The organism is Xenorhabdus japonica, assembly GCF_900115195.1.
In the GTDB taxonomy this organism is placed as follows: domain Bacteria; phylum Pseudomonadota; class Gammaproteobacteria; order Enterobacterales; family Enterobacteriaceae; genus Xenorhabdus; species Xenorhabdus japonica.
This window is the reverse complement of sequence record NZ_FOVO01000008.1, coordinates 66296-86351: the sequence shown is the minus strand read 5'-3', so window position 1 is coordinate 86351 and position 20056 is coordinate 66296. Positions and strand designations below refer to the sequence as shown.

12 protein-coding genes and 1 pseudogene are annotated in these 20056 nt (G+C 44.2%); 3 read left to right on the top strand and 10 right to left on the bottom strand.

All coding sequences use genetic code 11. The annotated features are described in order from the left end of the window. Window positions 1–21: 21 nt before the first annotated feature. The 5 genes from BM135_RS05295 to BM135_RS05275 are packed head-to-tail and all read right to left on the bottom strand — an operon-like array spanning window position 22 to window position 9802. The gene (locus tag BM135_RS05295) at window positions 22–4575 is read right to left on the bottom strand and encodes an RHS repeat-associated core domain-containing protein (RefSeq protein WP_245737297.1); all 4554 of its coding nucleotides are present in this window, start codon (window positions 4573–4575) and stop codon (window positions 22–24) included. Window positions 4576–4585: 10 nt separating this feature from the next. Beyond that, the gene (locus BM135_RS05290; protein ID WP_092518558.1) at window positions 4586–4942 is read right to left on the bottom strand and encodes a DUF4150 domain-containing protein; all 357 of its coding nucleotides are present in this window, start codon (window positions 4940–4942) and stop codon (window positions 4586–4588) included. Next, on the bottom strand, window positions 4932–6152 hold the full coding sequence (locus BM135_RS05285) for a DUF2169 family type VI secretion system accessory protein (RefSeq protein ID WP_092518556.1): 1221 nt from the start codon (window positions 6150–6152) through the stop codon (window positions 4932–4934). Before BM135_RS05285 ends, BM135_RS05290 begins: the two co-directional genes overlap by 11 nt. A gap of 12 nt (window positions 6153–6164) precedes the next feature. Beyond that, window positions 6165–8054 carry a type VI secretion system tip protein TssI/VgrG gene (gene tssI, locus BM135_RS05280; RefSeq protein ID WP_092518554.1) on the bottom strand — a complete coding sequence of 630 codons (1890 nt, stop codon included), beginning with the start codon at window positions 8052–8054 and terminating at the stop codon, window positions 6165–6167. An 11-nt stretch (window positions 8055–8065) separates the two neighbouring features. Next, window positions 8066–9802, bottom strand: a complete 1737-nt coding sequence (locus tag BM135_RS05275; protein WP_092518552.1) for a type VI secretion system baseplate subunit TssF — start codon at window positions 9800–9802, stop codon at window positions 8066–8068. 769 nt (window positions 9803–10571) lie between these two features. On the opposite strand from BM135_RS05275, the gene BM135_RS05270 reads away from it, so the two are divergent. Both BM135_RS05270 and bla read left to right on the top strand, forming a co-directional pair. Beyond that, window positions 10572–12509 (top strand): exoribonuclease II, encoded by a 1938-nt coding sequence (locus BM135_RS05270; protein WP_092518550.1) that lies wholly within the window; start codon window positions 10572–10574, stop codon window positions 12507–12509. A 181-nt stretch (window positions 12510–12690) separates the two neighbouring features. Further along, window positions 12691–13345: pseudogene (gene bla, locus BM135_RS05265) on the top strand (class A beta-lactamase); the annotation flags it as partial. A gap of 58 nt (window positions 13346–13403) precedes the next feature. Here the strand turns inward: bla and yciH are convergent. The 4 genes from yciH to BM135_RS05245 all read right to left on the bottom strand — a co-directional run bounded on the left by yciH (window position 13404) and on the right by BM135_RS05245 (window position 16052). Next, entirely contained in the window at window positions 13404–13727 is a 324-nt protein-coding gene (gene yciH, locus BM135_RS05260; RefSeq protein ID WP_092518548.1) for a stress response translation initiation inhibitor YciH, read from the bottom strand. Continuing rightward, window positions 13720–14460 (bottom strand): orotidine-5'-phosphate decarboxylase, encoded by a 741-nt coding sequence (gene pyrF / locus BM135_RS05255; protein WP_092518537.1) that lies wholly within the window; start codon window positions 14458–14460, stop codon window positions 13720–13722. The genes yciH and pyrF overlap by 8 nt, the downstream gene beginning before the upstream one ends. Window positions 14461–14561: 101 nt before the next feature. Beyond that, window positions 14562–15731, bottom strand: coding sequence for a lipopolysaccharide assembly protein LapB (gene lapB, locus BM135_RS05250; RefSeq protein ID WP_092518535.1), 1170 nt, complete (start codon window positions 15729–15731; stop codon window positions 14562–14564). Window positions 15732–15737: 6 nt separating this feature from the next. Further along, window positions 15738–16052 carry a LapA family protein gene (locus BM135_RS05245; RefSeq protein ID WP_092518533.1) on the bottom strand — a complete coding sequence of 105 codons (315 nt, stop codon included), beginning with the start codon at window positions 16050–16052 and terminating at the stop codon, window positions 15738–15740. 372 nt (window positions 16053–16424) lie between these two features. On the opposite strand from BM135_RS05245, the gene ribA reads away from it, so the two are divergent. Further along, window positions 16425–17021 (top strand): GTP cyclohydrolase II, encoded by a 597-nt coding sequence (gene ribA, locus BM135_RS05240; protein WP_092518531.1) that lies wholly within the window; start codon window positions 16425–16427, stop codon window positions 17019–17021. Between the two features lie 122 nt (window positions 17022–17143). Here the strand turns inward: ribA and acnA are convergent, their stop codons facing one another. Further along, window positions 17144–19861, bottom strand: coding sequence for an aconitate hydratase AcnA (acnA, locus tag BM135_RS05235; RefSeq protein ID WP_092518529.1), 2718 nt, complete (start codon window positions 19859–19861; stop codon window positions 17144–17146). Window positions 19862–20056 lie beyond the last annotated feature (195 nt).

Here is a 20056-nt window from a genome sequence, read left to right as displayed (position 1 = left end):
TTTGAGTGAGCAAAAAATAGGCTAGCTGTTCATACTATCACTCATAACGCTATTAATCAATGTTGGCCCTGGAATTTCCTCCCCCCGCTGCGCATTAATCGGCACCCTGACTTGAGTGTTATCATAAGTCATTTCGTTTTTAGCAGAATTCAATGTCCATGTTTCTTCATGGTAATGATGCTTATTTAATTTACTTTCTATCTCGTGCTTACCGTAACGAATACTTCTTTGACCATCAGCAGATACTATTCGAGTTAGATCTATCTCTCCTGTTCTAGGATGTTTATGCGTATACGGTTGTTCTGGTCCTAAAAAATCCTTCCATCGTTGTTTCATATCTGCAAGCTTAACTGGATTAGGGTGTTTCTTTTCTGGGGTCGTGACAAACGTCGGACAATCCATCAATCCCAGAGGATCAATCCAATTTACGGGATTATGCACATACCCATAGGGATTAAATCCTCCAACCAGCCCCAGCGGATCGAAGGTCAAATACTGCCCCACATCCGACAAATAGTACCGAAACCGATTATAATATAACCCACTCTCTTCATCTTCATACTGCCCGGCGAATCGCAAATTACAGCTAACATGGTAATCCTCATCATTCGCCGCTAATAGCGGTATTCGTTCAGCTTTACCCCATGTTGTCAGCCGGCTTGCCCAGACCAGCTTACCGGATTCACTCAGTATTTCCCGCGGTGTTCCCTGATGGTCACTGACAATATAATGTAGCTTGCCTTTTTCATATCGGGCGGAAGGGGTTAATGCTCCCGGTTTATATAACCAGCAAATACTGCGATCATAGGCAGGTGTACCATCCGCATAGAGTGGAGTTTCTTCAACCAATTGATCCCCACTCCAGAGGTAGTCATATCCCATAATGGTATCGGGTTTTGCCATTAAATCCGGTTTTCCATCCAACCAACGTTGCAAGTTAGCCGCTGCCAGTTTGCCATCATGTACTTTCAGTTTGCGGATACGCCGTCCAAAGGGATCATAGCGATAGTGCCAACGTGAACCATCCGGTGTTTCACAGTGAGTTAATTGATTTTGCGTATCCCAACGATAACGCCATACCTGTGGCCGGAAACCATCACGATGCTCGGTTTTTTCTATCTGCCGACCGTTATCATCGTAACGGTAAGTGACATTACCACGCTTAACGACCCGTCCTGCCTGCTGATGCTGTTCAAATTGCTTAATTGCTCCTTGTGCATCCACCAGCACATGTTGACTCAGATTACCATTGGCATCATAACGAAACTGTTCTTCATAGGGTAATCGGCCATTAAATGTAGCATTAATAATCTGGTCATTCTGGTTATAGCGGTAACGAGTCTGTCCCCAAATATCATCATCAATCCTTCTGACGCTGTACGCACGGTCATATTGCCAGCTACGGTTAACCGCGGTGGCCTGTGGTGGGAAATGGGGATCATTTTGTGCCAAAGTTTCACGAAACAGTGCTGTGGCTCGCCCGGCGGATTGGTGCGCCAGCAACCCTGTCGAGGTATATCGACTGGCAAGAATAAAACCTTCTGCACTTTCCCGAACAACTTCCCGCCCCAAGGCATCATGGCTCAAAGTCAGCGGCGTATGTTGGTTAAACTGAAAATGGTTAACAACCCCCATCACGTTATAACCAAAGCGCAAGGTATGTTCACCGAAGGTTTCTATCGTTAATTGTCCGGTCAGGCTGTTCCACTCACGGGTAATTTCACGTCCATTAATGCGCTCGCAAATGGGTAAACCAACTGCATCATATTCGTATTCCACTACGGCATCGTCATTGGTTGCCCTGATAAACTGGCGACAGGGGTTATATTCGTAAGTGGTTGTGGATTTCAGTTCGTACTTGTCTTCCTGCTGATGCCCACTTTCCTGTCGGGTCAATAAACCTGAGGACGAGTAATGCCAACGCAAGACGTGATTATCCGGATAGCGGGCCTGAATGCGACGCCCCAGCGCATCATACTGATAATCAATGGTGCGGCCGGTAAAGTCTATTTCACGGATAATCTGACCAGCGGCATCCCGCTCATAGCGATAAGTTTCCCCTGTAGAGGCAGTGACAGAGCAAAAACGGGTAAGGCGGTCATAACCAAAGTGTAATGTCGTACCATCCGGGCGGGTAATATGAGTCAGCAGGTCAAAAGCACCATAACTATAGCGGGTAGTGCGGCCTTCCCCATCGGTCACAGCGATAATACGCCGCTCACTGTCATATTCTATATGCTGGGTAACACCATCCGGCAATTCAACTTCTGTCAGGCTGCCATTATCAATGCTGGCATGAACCGTGCTATAGCGGTAACGGGTTTCTTGTTTAAGTGCATCCGTAGTACGGCGCAGACGCCCCAGTTCGTCCAGTTCCAAACCAGTCGTTTGACCGTCTGGCGTCATAACCGCGGCAAGCCGCTGATGTTCGTCATAGGCATAGTGCCATTGCCGACCATCCGGCAATAGATGCTGCCGTAATTCTCCGTGAATGCCGTACTGATATTCTTCTTTATGTCCTTGTGGATTGGTGACAGCGGTTAGATTGCCTTGCTGATCATGATGGAAACGCCAGATATCCCCCGTGGGTAAAATCGCTTCGATAAGTTGACCATGTTCATTATAGTCATAATAAAAAGCTTCACTGGTTGGCAGAATAATTTCGGTTAACGCACCGTCATTGTTATAGCCAAAAGTGGTGTAGCCTCCCAGTGGATCAATTTCCCAAACCTTCTGGTTGTAACGCCACTGAGTCCGTGTTTCACGCCCTAACGGATCAATCTCGCGGATTACCTGATTATTCTGGTTGTAATAGGAAAGGGTCTTTCCCCCTTCTGCATCAAGATAAGTGGTAACACGGGCCTCATCGTCATAGATAAAACGATCGTCCCAATAACCCACGGAAGAATGGGTAGAAATGACTCGCCCGCGCTCATCGTAATGAATATAAAAATCTGTTTTATCCGTATCATGCCAGCGGGTCATATAACCTTGCGCGGTGTATTCATGCCACAGATGGTTTTGCTGAAAGGCATCACATTCTACCAGATAACCGTGCTGGTCATAATGGCAGGTGACCAGACGCTGCTGGATCTGTTGAAAGTGGTAATCCACCGCTCGCAGTTGATGATTCTGGTAGTGAAGTGTTAATCGGAAACCGTCATTACGGGCAATTTCAACCAACTGGTGCTGGTCGTTATAGATAAACTGAATATGATTCTGATGGCGATCCGTGATAGTAGATAGCCGACGCCGATTGCCGTCAAGATGGTTAAAGTGGAAAGTTTGCTGATTCTGTTTATTAATCAGACACAATTTACCATCAAGCTCTCCTTTCAGTAAACAATGGGGAAGATGGAGATTACGTACCAAAACTTGATTTTCCGGTGTAGAAAAATCATAAATCTGTCCATCAGCATCGGTAAAATGGACTGTTTCGCCGTTTACCACTAATTGACGTGACCAGTCATCGGCCCATTTCCGCCCTAATAACCCGTTCAGGCAGGCGGTAGAACGATAAGTTCGGGTTAAGGTAATCGGCAATAGGCCGGGGATGGCAATAACTGAAAATGTTTGCAGATAATCACCGGAAGTAATATCGACAGGCTCGCCTTTTCCACAACTGCCGCCTGTACATCCAGATGAACGTTTTTGATTATCATCTTGGTTGGCTGGATCTTTTTCTTTTTCACTTTCTTTGTTTTTTTTGGAAGTCGATTCACTTTTCTTACTATTTCCTTCAGCTTTGATACCTGACTGCTCTGTTTTTGCTAGTTCTCCTGCTCTAGCAGCTTTGGTTTCAGCTAATCCTTTTTCTACTGAGAGAACTTTAGTTATTACGCCTTCTCCTTTTACTGCTTTTGAGAGAAAAGTTACTGACTCAGCACCTGCTTTAATTACTGTCTTTACTTCACCCGGGCCAATAAAAAAAGAGGTAACCTCACCTATCAAAGCTCCGCCTTTCTGAGCAGGGTTACTTAATTCCATATGTAAAGACTTTAAAAAACCTTGGGTTGTATCACCATACCACTGACCCATTTTAAAAATTGCTGAACCTGCTCCTTCTAATCCAACAAATGAGAGCCCCTTCCCTAGTGCTTTCATTTCCATTTCAGGAATTTTCTCTATAATTTGCGAGAGATCGACTACAGTATTAAAAAATTCCTTTCCAAATCCTTTTATTGCTTCTCCAGGGTGCTTTACTGCCTCAGCAAGGTTATGTCCTTGTTCCTGCCCCCATTTAATAATTTCAGGAAATTGTTCCTTACTCCATTGCATATATTGGGGAAATCTATCCCTAAGAATATCAATAGGACTTTTCCCTTCAAGCAATTGAGGAGCTACATTAGTAAAAAAATCTTTACCAATTTTATAACCAGACGTTGCCTGAAAAAAACCCCAAAGATCTCTTTTACTCCTTATATGATTTTCGGCTTGTAATTCTTGGGGTTTTTCCGGCTTAACAGGAGGATTCGCTTCCCTCGGATTCTTTTTTACCCCCTTTGGCTGACCAACAATAGTCCCCAACGTATTTCCCGTACCGGTCGGAGTATCATCTTTTTCGCCTTTTGCCATATATCCTCCCTTATGCCCCATTCATCCAGAATTTATCCATATGGCGCAATGTCAATTTGCCACCCGCTCGTACCGTTTGCGTATGCTCTTTTGGGCGGCATTTTCCCCCTACCGTTCCACTTTTCACGCCTGTAGCCGTTCCCGCCTCATCCCCCAAGGTCTGCGGGACAAAACTTTGCCCGAATACCACTACCGGCTGCCCATTTGCCCGAACCGATGAGACTGGCGCAGAAGAATCCCCCAGTTTGGCGATAACAGGATAAGGAATCGGAGGAGTGGCCGGGCCCATCGGGGTTTTGCAGACATCGGGAACCAGACTGATAATCAGCCATTGGGTATCTTTCCGGGCAATATAGTTATCCGCCATGATCCTGCTCCTGTTCAGGTGAAAATGTGATTAAGGGGGCTTTGGGATTTATTTCAAACCGGGCTTCCGCCACTCGGATAGGGAAGTCAATGCTGAAATGCAGACGAAACGTCAGCTCTAATGTCATGGCATCGGTATCAATCACCAAGGTGTCAAGGTTCATTAAAATTGGGAAAAGAGTGCCATCTTCCATGCGAAACAAAATAAAGGGACGATGCCCCGGCAGTTGGGTTTGCAAGGAGCTATCCGGTGTCAGATTGGTCAGTTGCAGCGTGATATCGGTCGAGGGCCAGTCAATCTGCTGGTCTTGCGGCGCGCCGTTCCAGTAACCGAAGTCAAAATCCTGTGGCAGGTACGGATGGCGCTCGTCCAGCCACGTTTGATCATACGTTCCGGCCAGTGTTCGCCGTGGTAACCACGCCCGCCCAATAACGCCCATACCCTGCGGTTGACAGGCTGGCTCGGTGGCTGAGAAACGGCCTGCCAGCATATCAGCAAAATGGTGTGCGGTTATCGGTGCATTCGGATGGATAATGCGCGGTGCCAGATAACGAGGCAAATCTTTCGCCTTCGCATACCACGGCAAAACAAACCCTGTACCAATGGGATTGTATTCATAAACTGCATGAGCTATGGGAGCCTTTTCGCCATCGGGGTGTTGACTGCGCTGCTCAGGAGAGAGCTTATCTTCCTCTGTTAATTCTTTCGCCGCTTTATCATCCTCGGCTTCAATCCGACATCCCCCGCCAAAGGCATAACGATAATCAAGCGGTAAACGGTTAAATAGTTTAGGATCAGAAAGCTGCCATTGTCCGTTATCGGGGCGGAAGAATTCCCGTTCACCTGTAATATTCAGTGTCTTATCCAGTAAAATGTCGCCATTGGCATCCGTTACTGACAGGCGAATAGGAAAAGAGGGACAAGGCTTGCCTTCCGGCGCATAAGCCGTACCATTGACGATCACGTCACACTTAGGTTTAAACGGTGCCAGATCACTTTCCTGCAATACCTGCGAGATGTTCAGCCCTCCGCGATATTGATCCTGCACACACAAATCCATCACCGACAGCAGTTCAGCCAGATATTCACCCTTCCCTGCGGACAACAGCTGATAACCCACTTTCATGGCAATAACATCGTATTCCTGATCTTCGGTATCCAGCATTCGGTAGTTCATCACCGAAAAAGGGGTGAGATTTTTGAATTCCACCGTCCTATCTCCTTAGTTCAAATCAATGTCTTTGCCGTGGATTTGCACAGGGCCGCTGGCATCAAACAGGAACGTTTTCCCTTTGATGATGATTTTGCCTGAACTATCCATACGCAATGTGCTGTTACCGCATTTCAATTCGATCACCTTACCGGCCGAGATAGTCAGTTTTTGCCCCACAGAAATACTTTTTTGCATACCGACCGTTTCGTTTTGGCTCATGGAGACGGAGGTCGTCATATTGGCACCTACGGTAATGGTATAAGCCTGTCCCACTTTCAGGGTCTTGGCCATCCCGACCACTTCGGTACTGGTCTGTTGCACAACTTCCTGTTTATTTTTTTTCACAATAACGGCCTGATTACCGTCAATCGTTTCAGTATGATTACCCTGCACCTGCGTGGTACGGTTATTTAACACTTTGGTATTCATATCCTTCTGGGCATGAATAAACACTTCTTCACTGCCTTTCGCATCCTCAAACCGCAGTTCATTGAATCCCTCACCTTTATGGGTACGCGTCTTGAAGGTGGTGCGGGTTTTCTGTGCGGGTAAATCGAGCGGCGGACGGTTCAGGCCATTGTAGTTACACCCCGTCACAATAGGACGATCAATGTCACCGTTCAGGTAAGAGATAATGACTTCCTGACCAATACGCGGTATCGCCATAAAACCGAAGCCATTGCCGTTCCAGCCCTGTGCCACACGCACCCAGCAGGAAGAGCCATCCCCCGGCGTATCATGGCGGTTCCAGTGAAAATGCACCTTAATGGCACCGTGCTCGTTGACAAAAATCTCTTCCCCCGGCGGCCCCACTACTGTTGCCAGTTCATCCCCGTCGGCCAGCGGTTTGTAACGGTACGGCGGCCGCCAGTCGTCTTTCCCCGGAATAAAAGTGACGTTATTGGTCAACGTAGTGCCTTCACCCGCAATCCCTGCCGCCTGTGGCTGGGAACCATAGTGATTCACGGTCACCACCTGCCAGCGGTCATTCATAGATGCAATGGGATGGGATTTCAGGATAAAAATTTTGCCGGGGCGCAACTGAATACAATTGGTTTGAGTTGAGCCCTGCTTACTTTCGCTGTTCAGTTGGTTAAGGCGCACTTCACCCAATGGATTACCTTCTTTACTCCCCGGAAAACGCCCATAACTTTCAAATATTGAATGACGTCCGCCTTGGGGTAGCTTTGCCTGAGTCTGCAAGGGCTGGGAAGGCCGAAGATAGTTGTAATCCTTATGGATATATTCATCCGGACAGAGGTATTCCCCGTATTGCCACTGCCAAGCAGTAGTATCTTTATCATCGGTATTGGGCTGAGTGTTGTAAGTCAGGTTAAGATCCGCCGTCATTCCCAAATGGGAGTCACTGAAAAACAATTGTTCTTCCTCAAACCAGAAAGCAATCCCCTCTTCTGCCGCCAACCGGCACCAAAAGTCATAGGCAGATTCGCGTTTCTTGGTGGTGTATTCCCGAACGGGGTGGTGATCACTGTCATCATAAAACTTGCTGTCCGACTTGACGCGATGCTCTTTCAGTAGTTTTTTAAGGATGTCCGGCACGGATTCACGCTGGAAAAGACGACTGTCTTGATGAAGCGTCATCCGCCACATTTCCGGCCGGACAGTAAACGTGTAGTAGGTCTGCCGCTCATCTGTATTACCCTGCAAAGCACCCGCTACGATCCCTTTGACCGTACGCTCCACCTTGCCATTACGGGTGACGGTCAGAGAAGCATAGGTGCCCAACTGATCATTGAGTACCACACTGTTAAGCGGGCTGACCACGGTCAAAGACAAGTGATAAAGCTGTGACAGCCCTTCCTGTAAACTGAAATTCACCACCTGAAAAGTCGTGGCCGGTAGCGCACCTATCTGGCAAGTAAACACTAATCCATCCATTTTGCAGCTCCTCACATAATTGGGCGATATCCTTGAAGCGGACAAGGCGATAAAAGCCACCGGATATCGGAAGTATTCCCGATGACGGTCATTCGCATACGCATATCTTCAGTAAGACAGAACGGCAAAAACTGGTACAAGGCATTGGCAAACCGGAACAGTTCTCCCTTACAGGTATAAGCTGATTCATCCAGTGTCAGTTCGACATGCACACAGCGATAAGGAACGCCACGGATCAGCCAGTCACCGGGCGTGGACTGAATCGCTAAAATGCCTGCGGTTAGTCGCTGAATATCGCGATGGGTATGCCGGTCAAGGTCAGCATAAAAATCGTAATCCCACAGTAATTGCTTAAGAGCAGATACCGAGTTCAGCCAGAAACCGTTTGCGGCATGGTGTGACAGCAACCCCCAGTATCGTGAAGAGTCGGTGACAGGTGGATAGCTAAGAGCCGTGGGAGTGAGGTTTTTGACTTGTAGCCCATCAGGAATATTCTCACTCGCATGACAAATATCACCCACCGCCAATGTGGGTAGGCCAGTATCAAACACCACAAAATGGCAGGTAAATTCCTGCTCTGGCGGCTGTTTCATCGGTCGGGCATGATTGTCATAAAACATGAATGCATATTCCAGATCCCCCAGCGCACCACGGGTAATGTCCAGAGCATAGAACCAGACTTCTTCATCAGCATGACGGAAAAAATGAGTGAATTGACTCATCGGATAAAACTGAGATCGCTTGCCGCGCTCTTTACCGGGTTCATCTTTTAACCGGAGGTCAGTCATATGCAGGAGTCCCTGTCCGGGTGGCAAAGACAGAGGATAGCGGGCGGTATCTGGCGCAAAGGACTGTGTCACCTGCGACTGACGCTCAAGGTTCATGACGGGCACACAATGGAGCCGAAAAGCATCCGCCAATTGCGCCTCAGACAATGGTAAGACGTCATGAAGTTTCAGCATTATGCTGAACTGCTGGCTTTCCGTCATGGATAATCGGCTAGACATCACCGTAGGCAAAACCAACGTTAAAAAATGATGAACATGAGGTAAGTAGAGGGATTCCATCAGCATTTGCGGGGCCCAGTTTCCTGCTGCTGAAATCGGCGGTGATAAAATCAGCCGGGAAGTACCAGACAGCGGTTCAAACCAGAAAGGTTCGACCGGATAAATTAACCCGTTGTGGTGCAATTCTGCACGCCGTAAAAAACGACACAGGGCAAGCATCAATGTATCAGCCACCGCTTCATTGGGGCTGAGAAATAAACTGATGGGACGGATAGGCCAGTGATCATCCTTGCCAATATATTGGAACGTGAGGGTTATCTGGGTGGTTTCTGCCTGATAAGTGATATCCCGCGCCAGCAATATCAGCGGTTCAATATGACAATCTCTGCTCGTCGCAAACGTCACTCCTGTCCCTGATGAAACTTCGGAGCCTCTCGGCAGTGTGCAAGAAAAGTCAAACCCTTCTCTTCCATCAAACTGAACGACACTTGTGGCAGGTATTCCTTTGATAGATTGAGTAGTTAATCGTTGCAGCAGAGGCAGGGTAATTTCTGGAAATGCATCATCCACTTTCTGATGCACACGTGCAATTAAAGCAGCAAAGCCTTGATTCAGTCTTTCAATATCAGGATCATAATCATTAAAGTGCTCTGCTAAATGGGGCTTTTCCTCACCAACCAGTTTTTCAAGTTGCCGTAGATAATCCAATTCCCAGTGGTAATAAAATTGAAAAGAATCCATATCAGCTCCATTTAAAAAACGATACCAAATGTAATATTAATTTTCAGTTAGAATATTTATCCTTAAAGTTTAATTTCAAAAAAATATTTATAACAAATCACACCTTTCAATTATCTTCATAAGTTTTAATTAAAAGGAGTTTAAACTCATAATGAAATAACAATAACACCATGAAAAATAAAACAATATAATTTAATGATGTTTATTGTTAATTGCACTATTACATAACGACCCTACTAGAAAGAACAATTTTAATTAACGCAAGCGTTACAGTATTTAACACAAATAAATAAAAATGTAATATCATGACACTCATAAAAAAACAAAGACTCACCATTAGTGACATTTACACTATTAATTATTTAAATAAGTTTATTTAAGTTAGATTACATCAATAAGAAAAATGAATTAAAGCCAAATTCAACGAATTTACAATTCAGACAATAAAAATCATAACTGTACCATAATCATATGAAATGATGGTTTCTAAGCAGAACAGTATAAAACTCCTAAAAGAAAATTCATTCATCGTGGTAACTTTGAGGCGCATAACCCAATAACATTAATATATGTATTAATCCAATAGCTCTCCTGATTCAGTGATCATTTACCCATAAAAACACCTCATTTTATGTATATATTGCATGCAATTTTAGGCTTACTCCACAAATTTTCCTGTTTTGTTAAGATGTTGCTTGCCCCATACCTTCGATTCGCGTAATACTACTATCTAAAATTATCCATAATAACCCCATACTCCCCAGATATTATGTTTCAAAATAATCCGCTGCTTGCGCAGCTAAAACAGCAACTTCACTCTAAAACTCTGCGCGTTGAAGGCTTAGTCAAAGGAACTGAGAAAGGTTTTGGATTTTTAGAAGTCGATGGTCAAAAAAGTTATTTCATTCCGCCTCCCAACATGAAGAAAGTAATGCACGGTGATCGGATTACCGCTGCTATCCACACAGACAAAGATAAAGAAATTGCCGAGCCAGAATCTCTGATTGAACCATTCCTGACTCGTTTTGTAGGAAAAATCCTGAAGAAAGAAAATGACAATCGACTATGGATTATTCCTGACCATCCATTATTAAAAGACGCTATCCCTTGCCGCCCTACAGACCAAGTTAATCATACGTTTGAAAATGGCGATTGGGCCGTAGCTGAAATGCGCCGACATCCCCTGAAAGGAGATCGCGGTTTTCATGCTGAAATTACTGGCTATATTACGCAAGGTGATGATCATTACGCACCATGGTGGGTCACATTAACTCGCCATAGTCTGGAACATGAAGCTCCAGCAATGACAGATTGCCAGCTGGATGACAGTTCTGTCGAACGCATCGATCTGACTACTCTTGATTTTGTCACTATTGATAGTGCAACAACCGAAGATATGGATGATGCCCTACATATCACCAAAAATGATGATGGCAGCCTGAAACTTTCGATTGCTATTGCAGACCCCACAGCTTATATCAAAGCGGATAGCGAACTGGACAAAATTGCCTATCAGCGCTGTTTCACTAATTATCTGCCGGGTTTCAATATTCCAATGCTCCCTCGTGAGCTGTCTGACAACCTATGTTCTCTCCGTCCTAATGTGCGTCGCCCTGCTCTGGTTTGTCAGGTTTCTATTCTGGAAGATGGCCAGTTGGACGATGATATTCAATTCTTCGCTGCATGGGTCGAGTCTAAATTTAAGCTGGTTTATGACGAAGTCTCAGATTGGTTAGAAGGCCAAGAAGGTTGGAAGCCAGAGTCAAACGCCGTGACTACCCAAATCACCCTCCTGAAAGAGATGTGTGAACGCCGCAATAGTTGGCGCTTGAAAAACGCACTGGTTTTCAAAGAACGTCCAGATTATCGCTTTATTCTTGATGAAGGTGGCAATGTTGTTGATATCGTTATTGAACAACGCCGCTCAGCCAACCGAATTGTTGAAGAGGCCATGATCGCAGCAAATTTATGTGCTGCTAAAATTCTGCGTGATAAGTTAGGCTTTGGTATTTATAACGTCCACACTGGCTTCGAACCTACCCAGATTGAACAAGCCGTTGAAGTTCTTAAAGAGCATGGCATTGAGGTTAATGCCGAAACATTGCTGAAACTGGAAGGTTTCTGTGAATTGCGTCGTGAACTGGATAGAAAACCAACGCAATTCTTGGATAGCCGCATCCGCCGTTTCCAAACTTTTGCCGAAATCAAACCAGAACCGGGTCCGCACTTTGGGTTAGGATTTGATGCTTACGCTACTTGGACATCCCCTATCCGTAAGTACAGCGATATTATCAACCACCGCCTGTTGAAAGCCACTATTCAGCAAATTGAGGCAGAAAAACCAACCGAAGATCTTTGCCTGCAACTGACTGACCGTCGCCGAGCTAACCGCATGGCAGAACGTGATGTCGGTGACTGGCTCTATGCCCGTTTCCTGCAACCTCATGCTGGCACAGATAAAACATTTCCGGCAGAAATTATCGACATTACCCGTGGTGGCCTGCGAGTTCGACTAGTAGATAACGGGGCTATCGCTTTTGTTCCCGGACCGTTCTTGCACGCTGTTCGTGATGAACTTCAATGCAGTCAAGAAACAGGTTCCGTGTTGATTAAGGGTGAAACTGTTCACCAATTGAATGACATCATCAATGTCCGTATTGAAGAGGTCAGAATGGAAACCCGCAATATTGTGGCGCGTCCTATATAAGTTAATACAGTTAATTTTACCAGTTACTAGCAATATCTATAAAACATCTCTGCCGCCATAAATGGCGGCAGTTTTGTAATAATACTTCTGTAAAAATATTACTGTAATAACAGTAAGATAATCCATTCAGTATAATACCTGATAATATCAGGTTCAGTTGGCATCGAATTAATAACCTGGCAAGTTGATGGCGGTATCCGCTATTCTAAAAAAAGCGAAACAGATGCTCACTTATTAAACCAACGAGTTCACTATCAACAATCAGATCTTGTTGAGTACAGCCCTATTATAGAAAAGCATCTCAAAAATGGTATGACAGTGAAAGAATTGAGCGAAGCAACATTACAATATAGTGATAATGCGGCTATGAATTTTCTTCTTAACCAATTGAATGGTCTAAATGAAATGACACGCTTTGCCGTACTATCGGTGACAATTCTTTTCGCCTTGATCGCTATGAACCCGAATTAAACACCGCTATCCCAGGTGATGAGCGTGATACTTCCACGCCACAAGCTATGGCAAAAAGCTTATATAATTTAATGTTGGGCAATGCCCTGGCTAAAACACAACGTGAACAATTAGCTGAATGGATAAAAGGAAATACAACGGGTGGCACCAGCATTCGTGCGGGAATACCCGAAGATTGGATTATAGGAGATAAAACCGATCGCTGCGATTATGGTACAACCAATGATATCGCGGTCATTTGGCCAGTTCCCAAGCGTGAACCTTTGATTTTGGTTACTTACTTTACTCAGCCAGATAACAAAGAAGCCCATGCTCGTCCCGATGTATTAGCAGCAGCTGCACGTATCGTGATACGTATTAATTAGTTCAATTAACAAACTATGCAGTTTATTGGCTGCATAGCTTGTAGATAACAAACTGGACTTAGCCTCCAGCCAGTTTTACCTTTATGCCTTTTGCTTCCAGCAATTGCTTCAACAAGTCACGTTTATCGCCTTGAATCTCGATCTCACCCTCTTTGACAGAACCACCGCAGCCACATTTTTTCTTCAGTTCGGCAGCCAATTTGGTGAGTGTTTGGTCATCAGCATCAATGCCTGTGATAATACAAACACCTTTGCCCTTACGACCACTTGTTTGGCGATGAATACGTACAATGCCATCACCTTTTGGGTGAGCGGGTTTAGCTTTTTCCTCTTGGATGCGGCCGCCATTCGTTGAATAAACTAAGCGGGAGTTATTATCCATAAATAACCCCAATAGATTGATTAATCTGCTGTAGTGCTAACGCTGGATTTTCTGCTCGGGTAATTGGACGCCCGATCACCATATAATCCACCCCAGCCTGAATCGCCTGAGGAGGCGTCATAATCCGACGCTGATCTCCCGCTTCTGCACCCTCTGGACGAATACCCGGAGTAACAAGTTGGAACTCCTGCCCACATACCATTTTCAATTGTTGTGCTTCATGGGCTGAGCAGACTACACCATCCAGACCACACTGTTTTGTCAATAATGCCAAACGTTCAGCATGCTGCGCTGGAGTCATATCAATACCTATACCCAATAGATCAGATTGTTCCATACTGGTCAGCACTGTAACAGCAATCAACAAAGGCGCATCCTTACCGTAAGGCAACAACGCTTCTTTAGACGCTGTCATCATTCTTGCGCCACCACTGGCGTGAACATTAACCATCCACACGCCTAGTTCTGCCGCCGCCGCGACTGCTCTTGCCGTTGTATTAGGAATATCGTGAAATTTGAGATCCAAAAACACATCAAAGCCACGCTGATGCAGTGCCTGAACAAATTGTGGGCCATACAATGTAAACATTTCTTTGCCTACTTTCAGACGACAGGATTTCGGATCAATTTTGTCGACAAATGCCAGCGCTGCATCCTGATTGTCATAATCCAATGCAACAATAACAGACGAGTTAATCTGTTTAACTAAAATTTGAGCTGTGTGGGAAGTCATTTCTAGGCCCTTTGATTTACCAATCAATTGAATTATTTATAAAAATGCATTGCTAACACATGGTGTCGAACATAGCGGTTGGTATTGTGATGGTGACAGTGTCACTGACCATCCAATCCCCGAATCGGTTTAATAGAGTCCCATGAACGACATGATGGACAATGCCAATATAACGAGCGGGAAGTGAAGCCACATTTATGGCATCGATAATCAGGTTTCGTGCGGATTTGTTCACCTACCATATTGCGCAAAAGAATCAAGCTTTCTTTAGCTCGCCCTTCTTCTGCCTCCGTCAGATGGTAATCCATCAAACGATAAAATAGTCTCATTGTTGGATGGCGTTCCAACTGACGGTTAATGTAATTCTGAGCAACATCACGCCCTTCTTTCTTCTCAAGAATATCTGCCATATGCAGTTCAGCGATTGCACCACATTTTTCTTCTACACAACGCTGTATAAAAGCTTGCCACTCACCCGGCTGGGATAGATGTTGATAACATTCTTGCAGCATCGGCAAAGATTCACTGACCACTTGTTTATCTTGCTCAAGAATACGTTTCAAAGCATCAGTTGCTTTAGAGTATTCCCCCTGAGTCATATAAATACGGCCAAGCATAATAGAAACACGAGCGCAATTTTTGTCTGCTTGGGCTGCTTTACTCAAGTAGCTGATCGCATCAGTAAAATCGTCACTTCCCATACATTGCAGAGCCAGTTCACAATAGAAATGGGCGATATCTTCCCGAAAATGCTGTTTGCCCAATTTTACTAGTTTCTCAGCGATATCAATGGCTTTATTCCAATCACTGGTGGATTGATAGATGGTTAATAAGGAGTTGAAGGCGTTTTCACGGAAATCAGTTTCGCCAACTAGCTGAATAAACATGTTTTCAGCTCGATCATAGACTCCGGCAGCCATATAGTCCCGTCCAAGCTGCTGGATCGCAAGCAAACGTTGTTCAAATGTCAGAGAAGCACTTTCCATCAGGGACTGGTGAATCCGGATAGCTCTTTCAACTTCACCACGGGAGCGGAATAGATTTCCCAGTGTTAGGTGAGCCTCAAATGTAGAACTATCCTCTTTTAGCATATCAAGAAATAAATCTACCGCCTTATCCTGCTGATTGGAGAGCAAAAAGTTAACACCATCAACATATTCACGTGAAAGGCGGTCAGCCGATTGTTGTTTATCTTGTTGAGCACTTCTGCGCCCCATATACCAGCCATAAGCGGCAGCAATGGGAAGCAACAGAAATAACAGCTCTAACATGGAGAATTATTCCTTGTTTAATGCTACGGTAGACATGACTTTTGTGGATGATTCAGATGGCTGCTCCATTTGAGTTTCCAGTCGCTTGATTTTGCGTTTTGCATGTCGCAAAGAAACACAGGCGCGCAGGTAAAAAATCCCACAAATACTCCAACCGAGAATAAAACCAACAGCAAACAACGCCGCCAGTAATGTGGATATAGGGTAATCCCCTTTAGCAATCAAATAATTAAACGTCACTATTTGATTATTATTTGCTCCCAGCGTCACTGAGACAACAAAAACAACCAGTGCCAGTAATAAAATTAGAAAATATTTCACATTTTTTCCTGTTATCTATTGTTACTGATTAATTATGCCAAATAACAGACATAGTGGCGTGCTAAATTAGCATTTCTGGTCTACGCAAAGGAAGCAATTTATTGTAACAAACAATGATTTCCTTCTTTTTGTGATATTATCCTGCTTGTTTGTATTCAATTCTACTGTTTTTCCAAAACAATACCACATCATACACCTTCAAAAATCTACCTACTGTTTAGTTATCATTAAAAGGACTCAGTGCATAATATGCATACGTATTAATACTTTCTGTTACAATGTATCGGCATGCATGGGTTGTAATCAGAGAGATTTTTTTGTTCTGAGTATCGCAATATTTATAATGGATCAAATCAACATATGAATACAAAAATGCAGCTAAAAAGAATAGCTGAAGCGAAATTACCTACGCCATGGGGCGAGTTTTTAATGATTGGGTTTGAGGAAATCAATACAGGTCGCGATCATGTTGCTCTTGTTTTTGGCGATATTACTGGCGATAAGCCTATATTATCGCGGATCCACTCAGAATGTCTCACTGGAGATGCTTTATTCAGTCTAAGATGCGACTGTGGTTTTCAATTAGAAGCTGCTCTTTCGCAAATTAGTCAGGAAGGCCGCGGAGTTTTGTTATATCACCGTCAGGAAGGCCGTAATATTGGTCTGCTAAATAAAATCCGTGCCTATGCTTTACAGGATCAAGGTATTGACACTGTTGAAGCCAATCATCAATTAGGTTTCGCTGCCGATGAGAGAGATTTCACCCTTTGCGCAGACATGTATAATTTATTGAATATTAGTGAAATTCGTCTTCTTACTAACAACCCTAAAAAAGTTGAAATCATGATAGAAGCGGGTATTAATATCATTGAACGTGTTCCGTTAATTGTAGGGCGTAATCCCCAAAATGCTCACTACTTAGATACCAAAGCCAACCGAATGGGCCACTTACTGTTCAAATCAAGCTAAAAGTTCTCTAATTATTTTCTACAAGATTTGCAAAAAACTGCGTCGGTGTGGGCGCAGTTTTTATTTCTGAGACAATTTTTCTAAGTACAATTTTTCTGATTGACACTTATTTCAATTTTTTGTCATTTCAACATATTACGAATAACATAATGCAAAATGCCATCATTATAAAAGTAAGACAGTTCTGTTGCCGTATCAATGCGGCAACGGGCATCAATCATAACCTCCTGTCCATTGGCATAGATAATTTTCACCATAATTGCTTGTCCAGGCTGAATATTAGCTAATCCAGTAATATCGATTCTCTCCTCTCCTGTCAGATTTAATGTCTTACGGCTAATGCCTTGAGGAAATTCCAATGGCAAGACACCCATACCAATCAAGTTAGAACGATGAATGCGCTCAAAAGATTCCGCAATCACAACCCTAACTCCTAGCAATCTTGTTCCTTTCGCCGCCCAGTCGCGACTTGATCCTGAACCATATTCTTTACCCGCAATAACGGCCAATGGTATTTTTTCCTCTTGATAACGCATGGCGGCATCATAAATAGCAAGTTGGGACTGTGAAGGAATATGGCGGGTATATCCTCCTTCAATTCCTGATACCATTTCATTGCGAATACGAATGTTGGCAAACGTTCCTCGCATCATAACTTCATGATTGCCACGCCTTGAGCCATAAGAGTTAAAATCTTTTGGTGCAACACCATATTCTTGCAAGTAACGTCCGGCGGGACTGTCAGTATTGATATTTCCAGCTGGAGAAATATGATCCGTCGTGACTGAATCCCCCAAAATCGCCAAAATGTGAGCCTGATGAATATCTGTAACCGGCTTAGGCTCAGCCGTCATCTCACTAAAGAAAGGAGGATGTCGTATATAGGTAGAGTCCGGCTGCCAAGAGTAAGTCGCTGAACTTTCGACGCTCAGAGATTGCCAACTTTCGTCGCCATCAAATACGGCATTGTATTCTTTATGGAACATTTCAGTTCTGACTTTTCCAACCGCTTCTGCAACTTCTGCATTGTTGGGCCAAATATCTTTTAAATAAACATCATGACCTTGTTGATTTTTTCCGATAGGCTCCCACGTTAGATCCTTTTTCATACTGCCAGAAAGAGCATAAGCCACTACCAACGGCGGTGATGCCAACCAGTTTGTTTTCACCAATGGATGAATACGTCCTTCAAAATTACGGTTACCGGAAAGCACTGCCCCAACGGTCAAATCAGATTGCTTAATCGCTGCTTCAATAGGATCAGGTAATGGCCCAGAGTTACCAATACAGGTAGTACAGCCATATCCCACTAAATTAAAACCAAGTTTTTCCAAATATGGCATGAAGCCTGCCAGAGCCAGATAATCTGTCACTACTTTCGAACCAGGAGCCAGTGAAGTTTTAACCCATGGTTGACGCTGCAAACCCTTCTCAACTGCTTTTTTGGCAAGTAAGCCTGCTGTCATCAATACACTAGGGTTAGAAGTATTTGTACAGGAAGTAATTGCCGCAATAACCACAGCACCATCTTGCAGTGAAAAAGTTTGGCTATCTAAAGTAATCGCTGTTGTAGTTGGTATTGCTGATGACGGTTCTTGGGTTTTATGGATATCCAATTCCATGGCAGATTGAAAAGCCTGTGGTACATTTCCTAATGCAACCCTGTCTTGAGGGCGTTTCGGCCCAGCCAGACTCGCTTCAACCGTTGACATATCTAATTCAAGAGTGCTAGTAAAGATAGGCTCATCTTCCGCGTTACGCCATAAACCCTGAGTCTTGCAATAAGCTTCAACCAAGACAATCTCTTCTTCATGGCGTCCCGTTAAACGCATATAGCCTAATGTGATGTCATCAACAGGGAAAAAACCGCAGGTTGCGCCATATTCAGGGGACATATTGGCAATAGTTGCCCTATCTGCCAATGGCAAATCAGCTAATCCATCACCATAAAATTCAACAAATTTACCTACAACACCGTGCTTGCGCAGCATCTGTGTCACAGTCAGTACAAGGTCAGTTGCCGTAATCCCTTCTTGCAATTTTCCGGTCAGTTTAAAACCAACAACATCCGGGATCAGCATAGAAACCGGTTGTCCCAGCATGGCTGCCTCGGCTTCAATGCCTCCTACACCCCATCCCAAAACCCCCAATCCATTGATCATAGTCGTATGTGAATCCGTTCCGACCAACGTGTCAGGATAAGCAAAACCCTTACCATCCTGATTTTCATACCAAACGGCTTTCCCCAGATACTCAAGGTTAACCTGATGACAAATCCCTGTTCCGGGGGGGACAACGCGGAAGCGATTAAAAGCCTTCTGTCCCCAACGCAAAAACAGGTAACGTTCATGATTGCGTGCCATCTCTATCTGAACATTTTCTGAAAATGCCTGCTCAGTACCAAATTTATCAACCATCACCGAGTGATCAATAACCAAATCAACAGGAGATAACGGATTAACTTGTTCTGCATTTCCACCGAGCCTCAGTACTGCTTCCCGCATCGCAGCAAGATCCACTACGGCAGGTACACCAGTAAAATCCTGCATGAGTACACGAGCAGGACGATAAGCAATTTCTCGGTCTGCATGACCATTTTTTTGCCACTCCACCAACGCTTTCAAATCTTCTTCCACAACAGACTCACCATCAATATTGCGTAGAAGATTTTCAAGCAGAACTTTCAGAGATTTTGGCAGGCGGGATATATCACCCAATTGTTCAGATAACAGAGGTAAACTGTAATAGTGATAGGTTGTATTGTCAGCGGATTTGTTGCCACTCGATTTACTATCAATCGAGAGCGTTGAAGCACAGTCCGTTTTCAATTTAAACGACATAACTCCTCCTTTCTTATTATTTATGATCAGCTACACCGTTAAACATAACATATAAGCAAGTATTTGTTATTCTGCAACTACACATTTTGCTAAATAGCTGTAAATCCTCATTTATTGATAAATTTTAATGATGACAACTACAAAGTAGATATGTTTTATTCACATCACAACAGTTTGATTGAATTGGCTTTAAAG

Excerpts from the sequence above, each read along its gene's own strand:
- BM135_RS05295 (WP_245737297.1), bottom strand. The coding sequence starts at position 4,575 with ATGGCAAAAGGCGAAAAAGATGATACTCCGACCGGTACGGGAAATACG.
- BM135_RS05290 (WP_092518558.1), bottom strand. The coding sequence starts at position 4,942 with ATGGCGGATAACTATATTGCCCGGAAAGATACCCAATGGCTGATTATC.
- tssI (WP_092518554.1), bottom strand. The coding sequence starts at position 8,054 with ATGGATGGATTAGTGTTTACTTGCCAGATAGGTGCGCTACCGGCCACG.
- BM135_RS05275 (WP_092518552.1), bottom strand. The coding sequence starts at position 9,802 with ATGGATTCTTTTCAATTTTATTACCACTGGGAATTGGATTATCTACGG.
- BM135_RS05270 (WP_092518550.1), top strand. The coding sequence starts at position 10,572 with ATGTTTCAAAATAATCCGCTGCTTGCGCAGCTAAAACAGCAACTTCAC.
- yciH (WP_092518548.1), bottom strand. The coding sequence starts at position 13,727 with ATGGATAATAACTCCCGCTTAGTTTATTCAACGAATGGCGGCCGCATC.
- pyrF (WP_092518537.1), bottom strand. The coding sequence starts at position 14,460 with ATGACTTCCCACACAGCTCAAATTTTAGTTAAACAGATTAACTCGTCT.
- lapB (WP_092518535.1), bottom strand. The coding sequence starts at position 15,731 with ATGTTAGAGCTGTTATTTCTGTTGCTTCCCATTGCTGCCGCTTATGGC.
- ribA (WP_092518531.1), top strand. The coding sequence starts at position 16,425 with ATGCAGCTAAAAAGAATAGCTGAAGCGAAATTACCTACGCCATGGGGC.
- acnA (WP_092518529.1), bottom strand. The coding sequence starts at position 19,861 with ATGTCGTTTAAATTGAAAACGGACTGTGCTTCAACGCTCTCGATTGAT.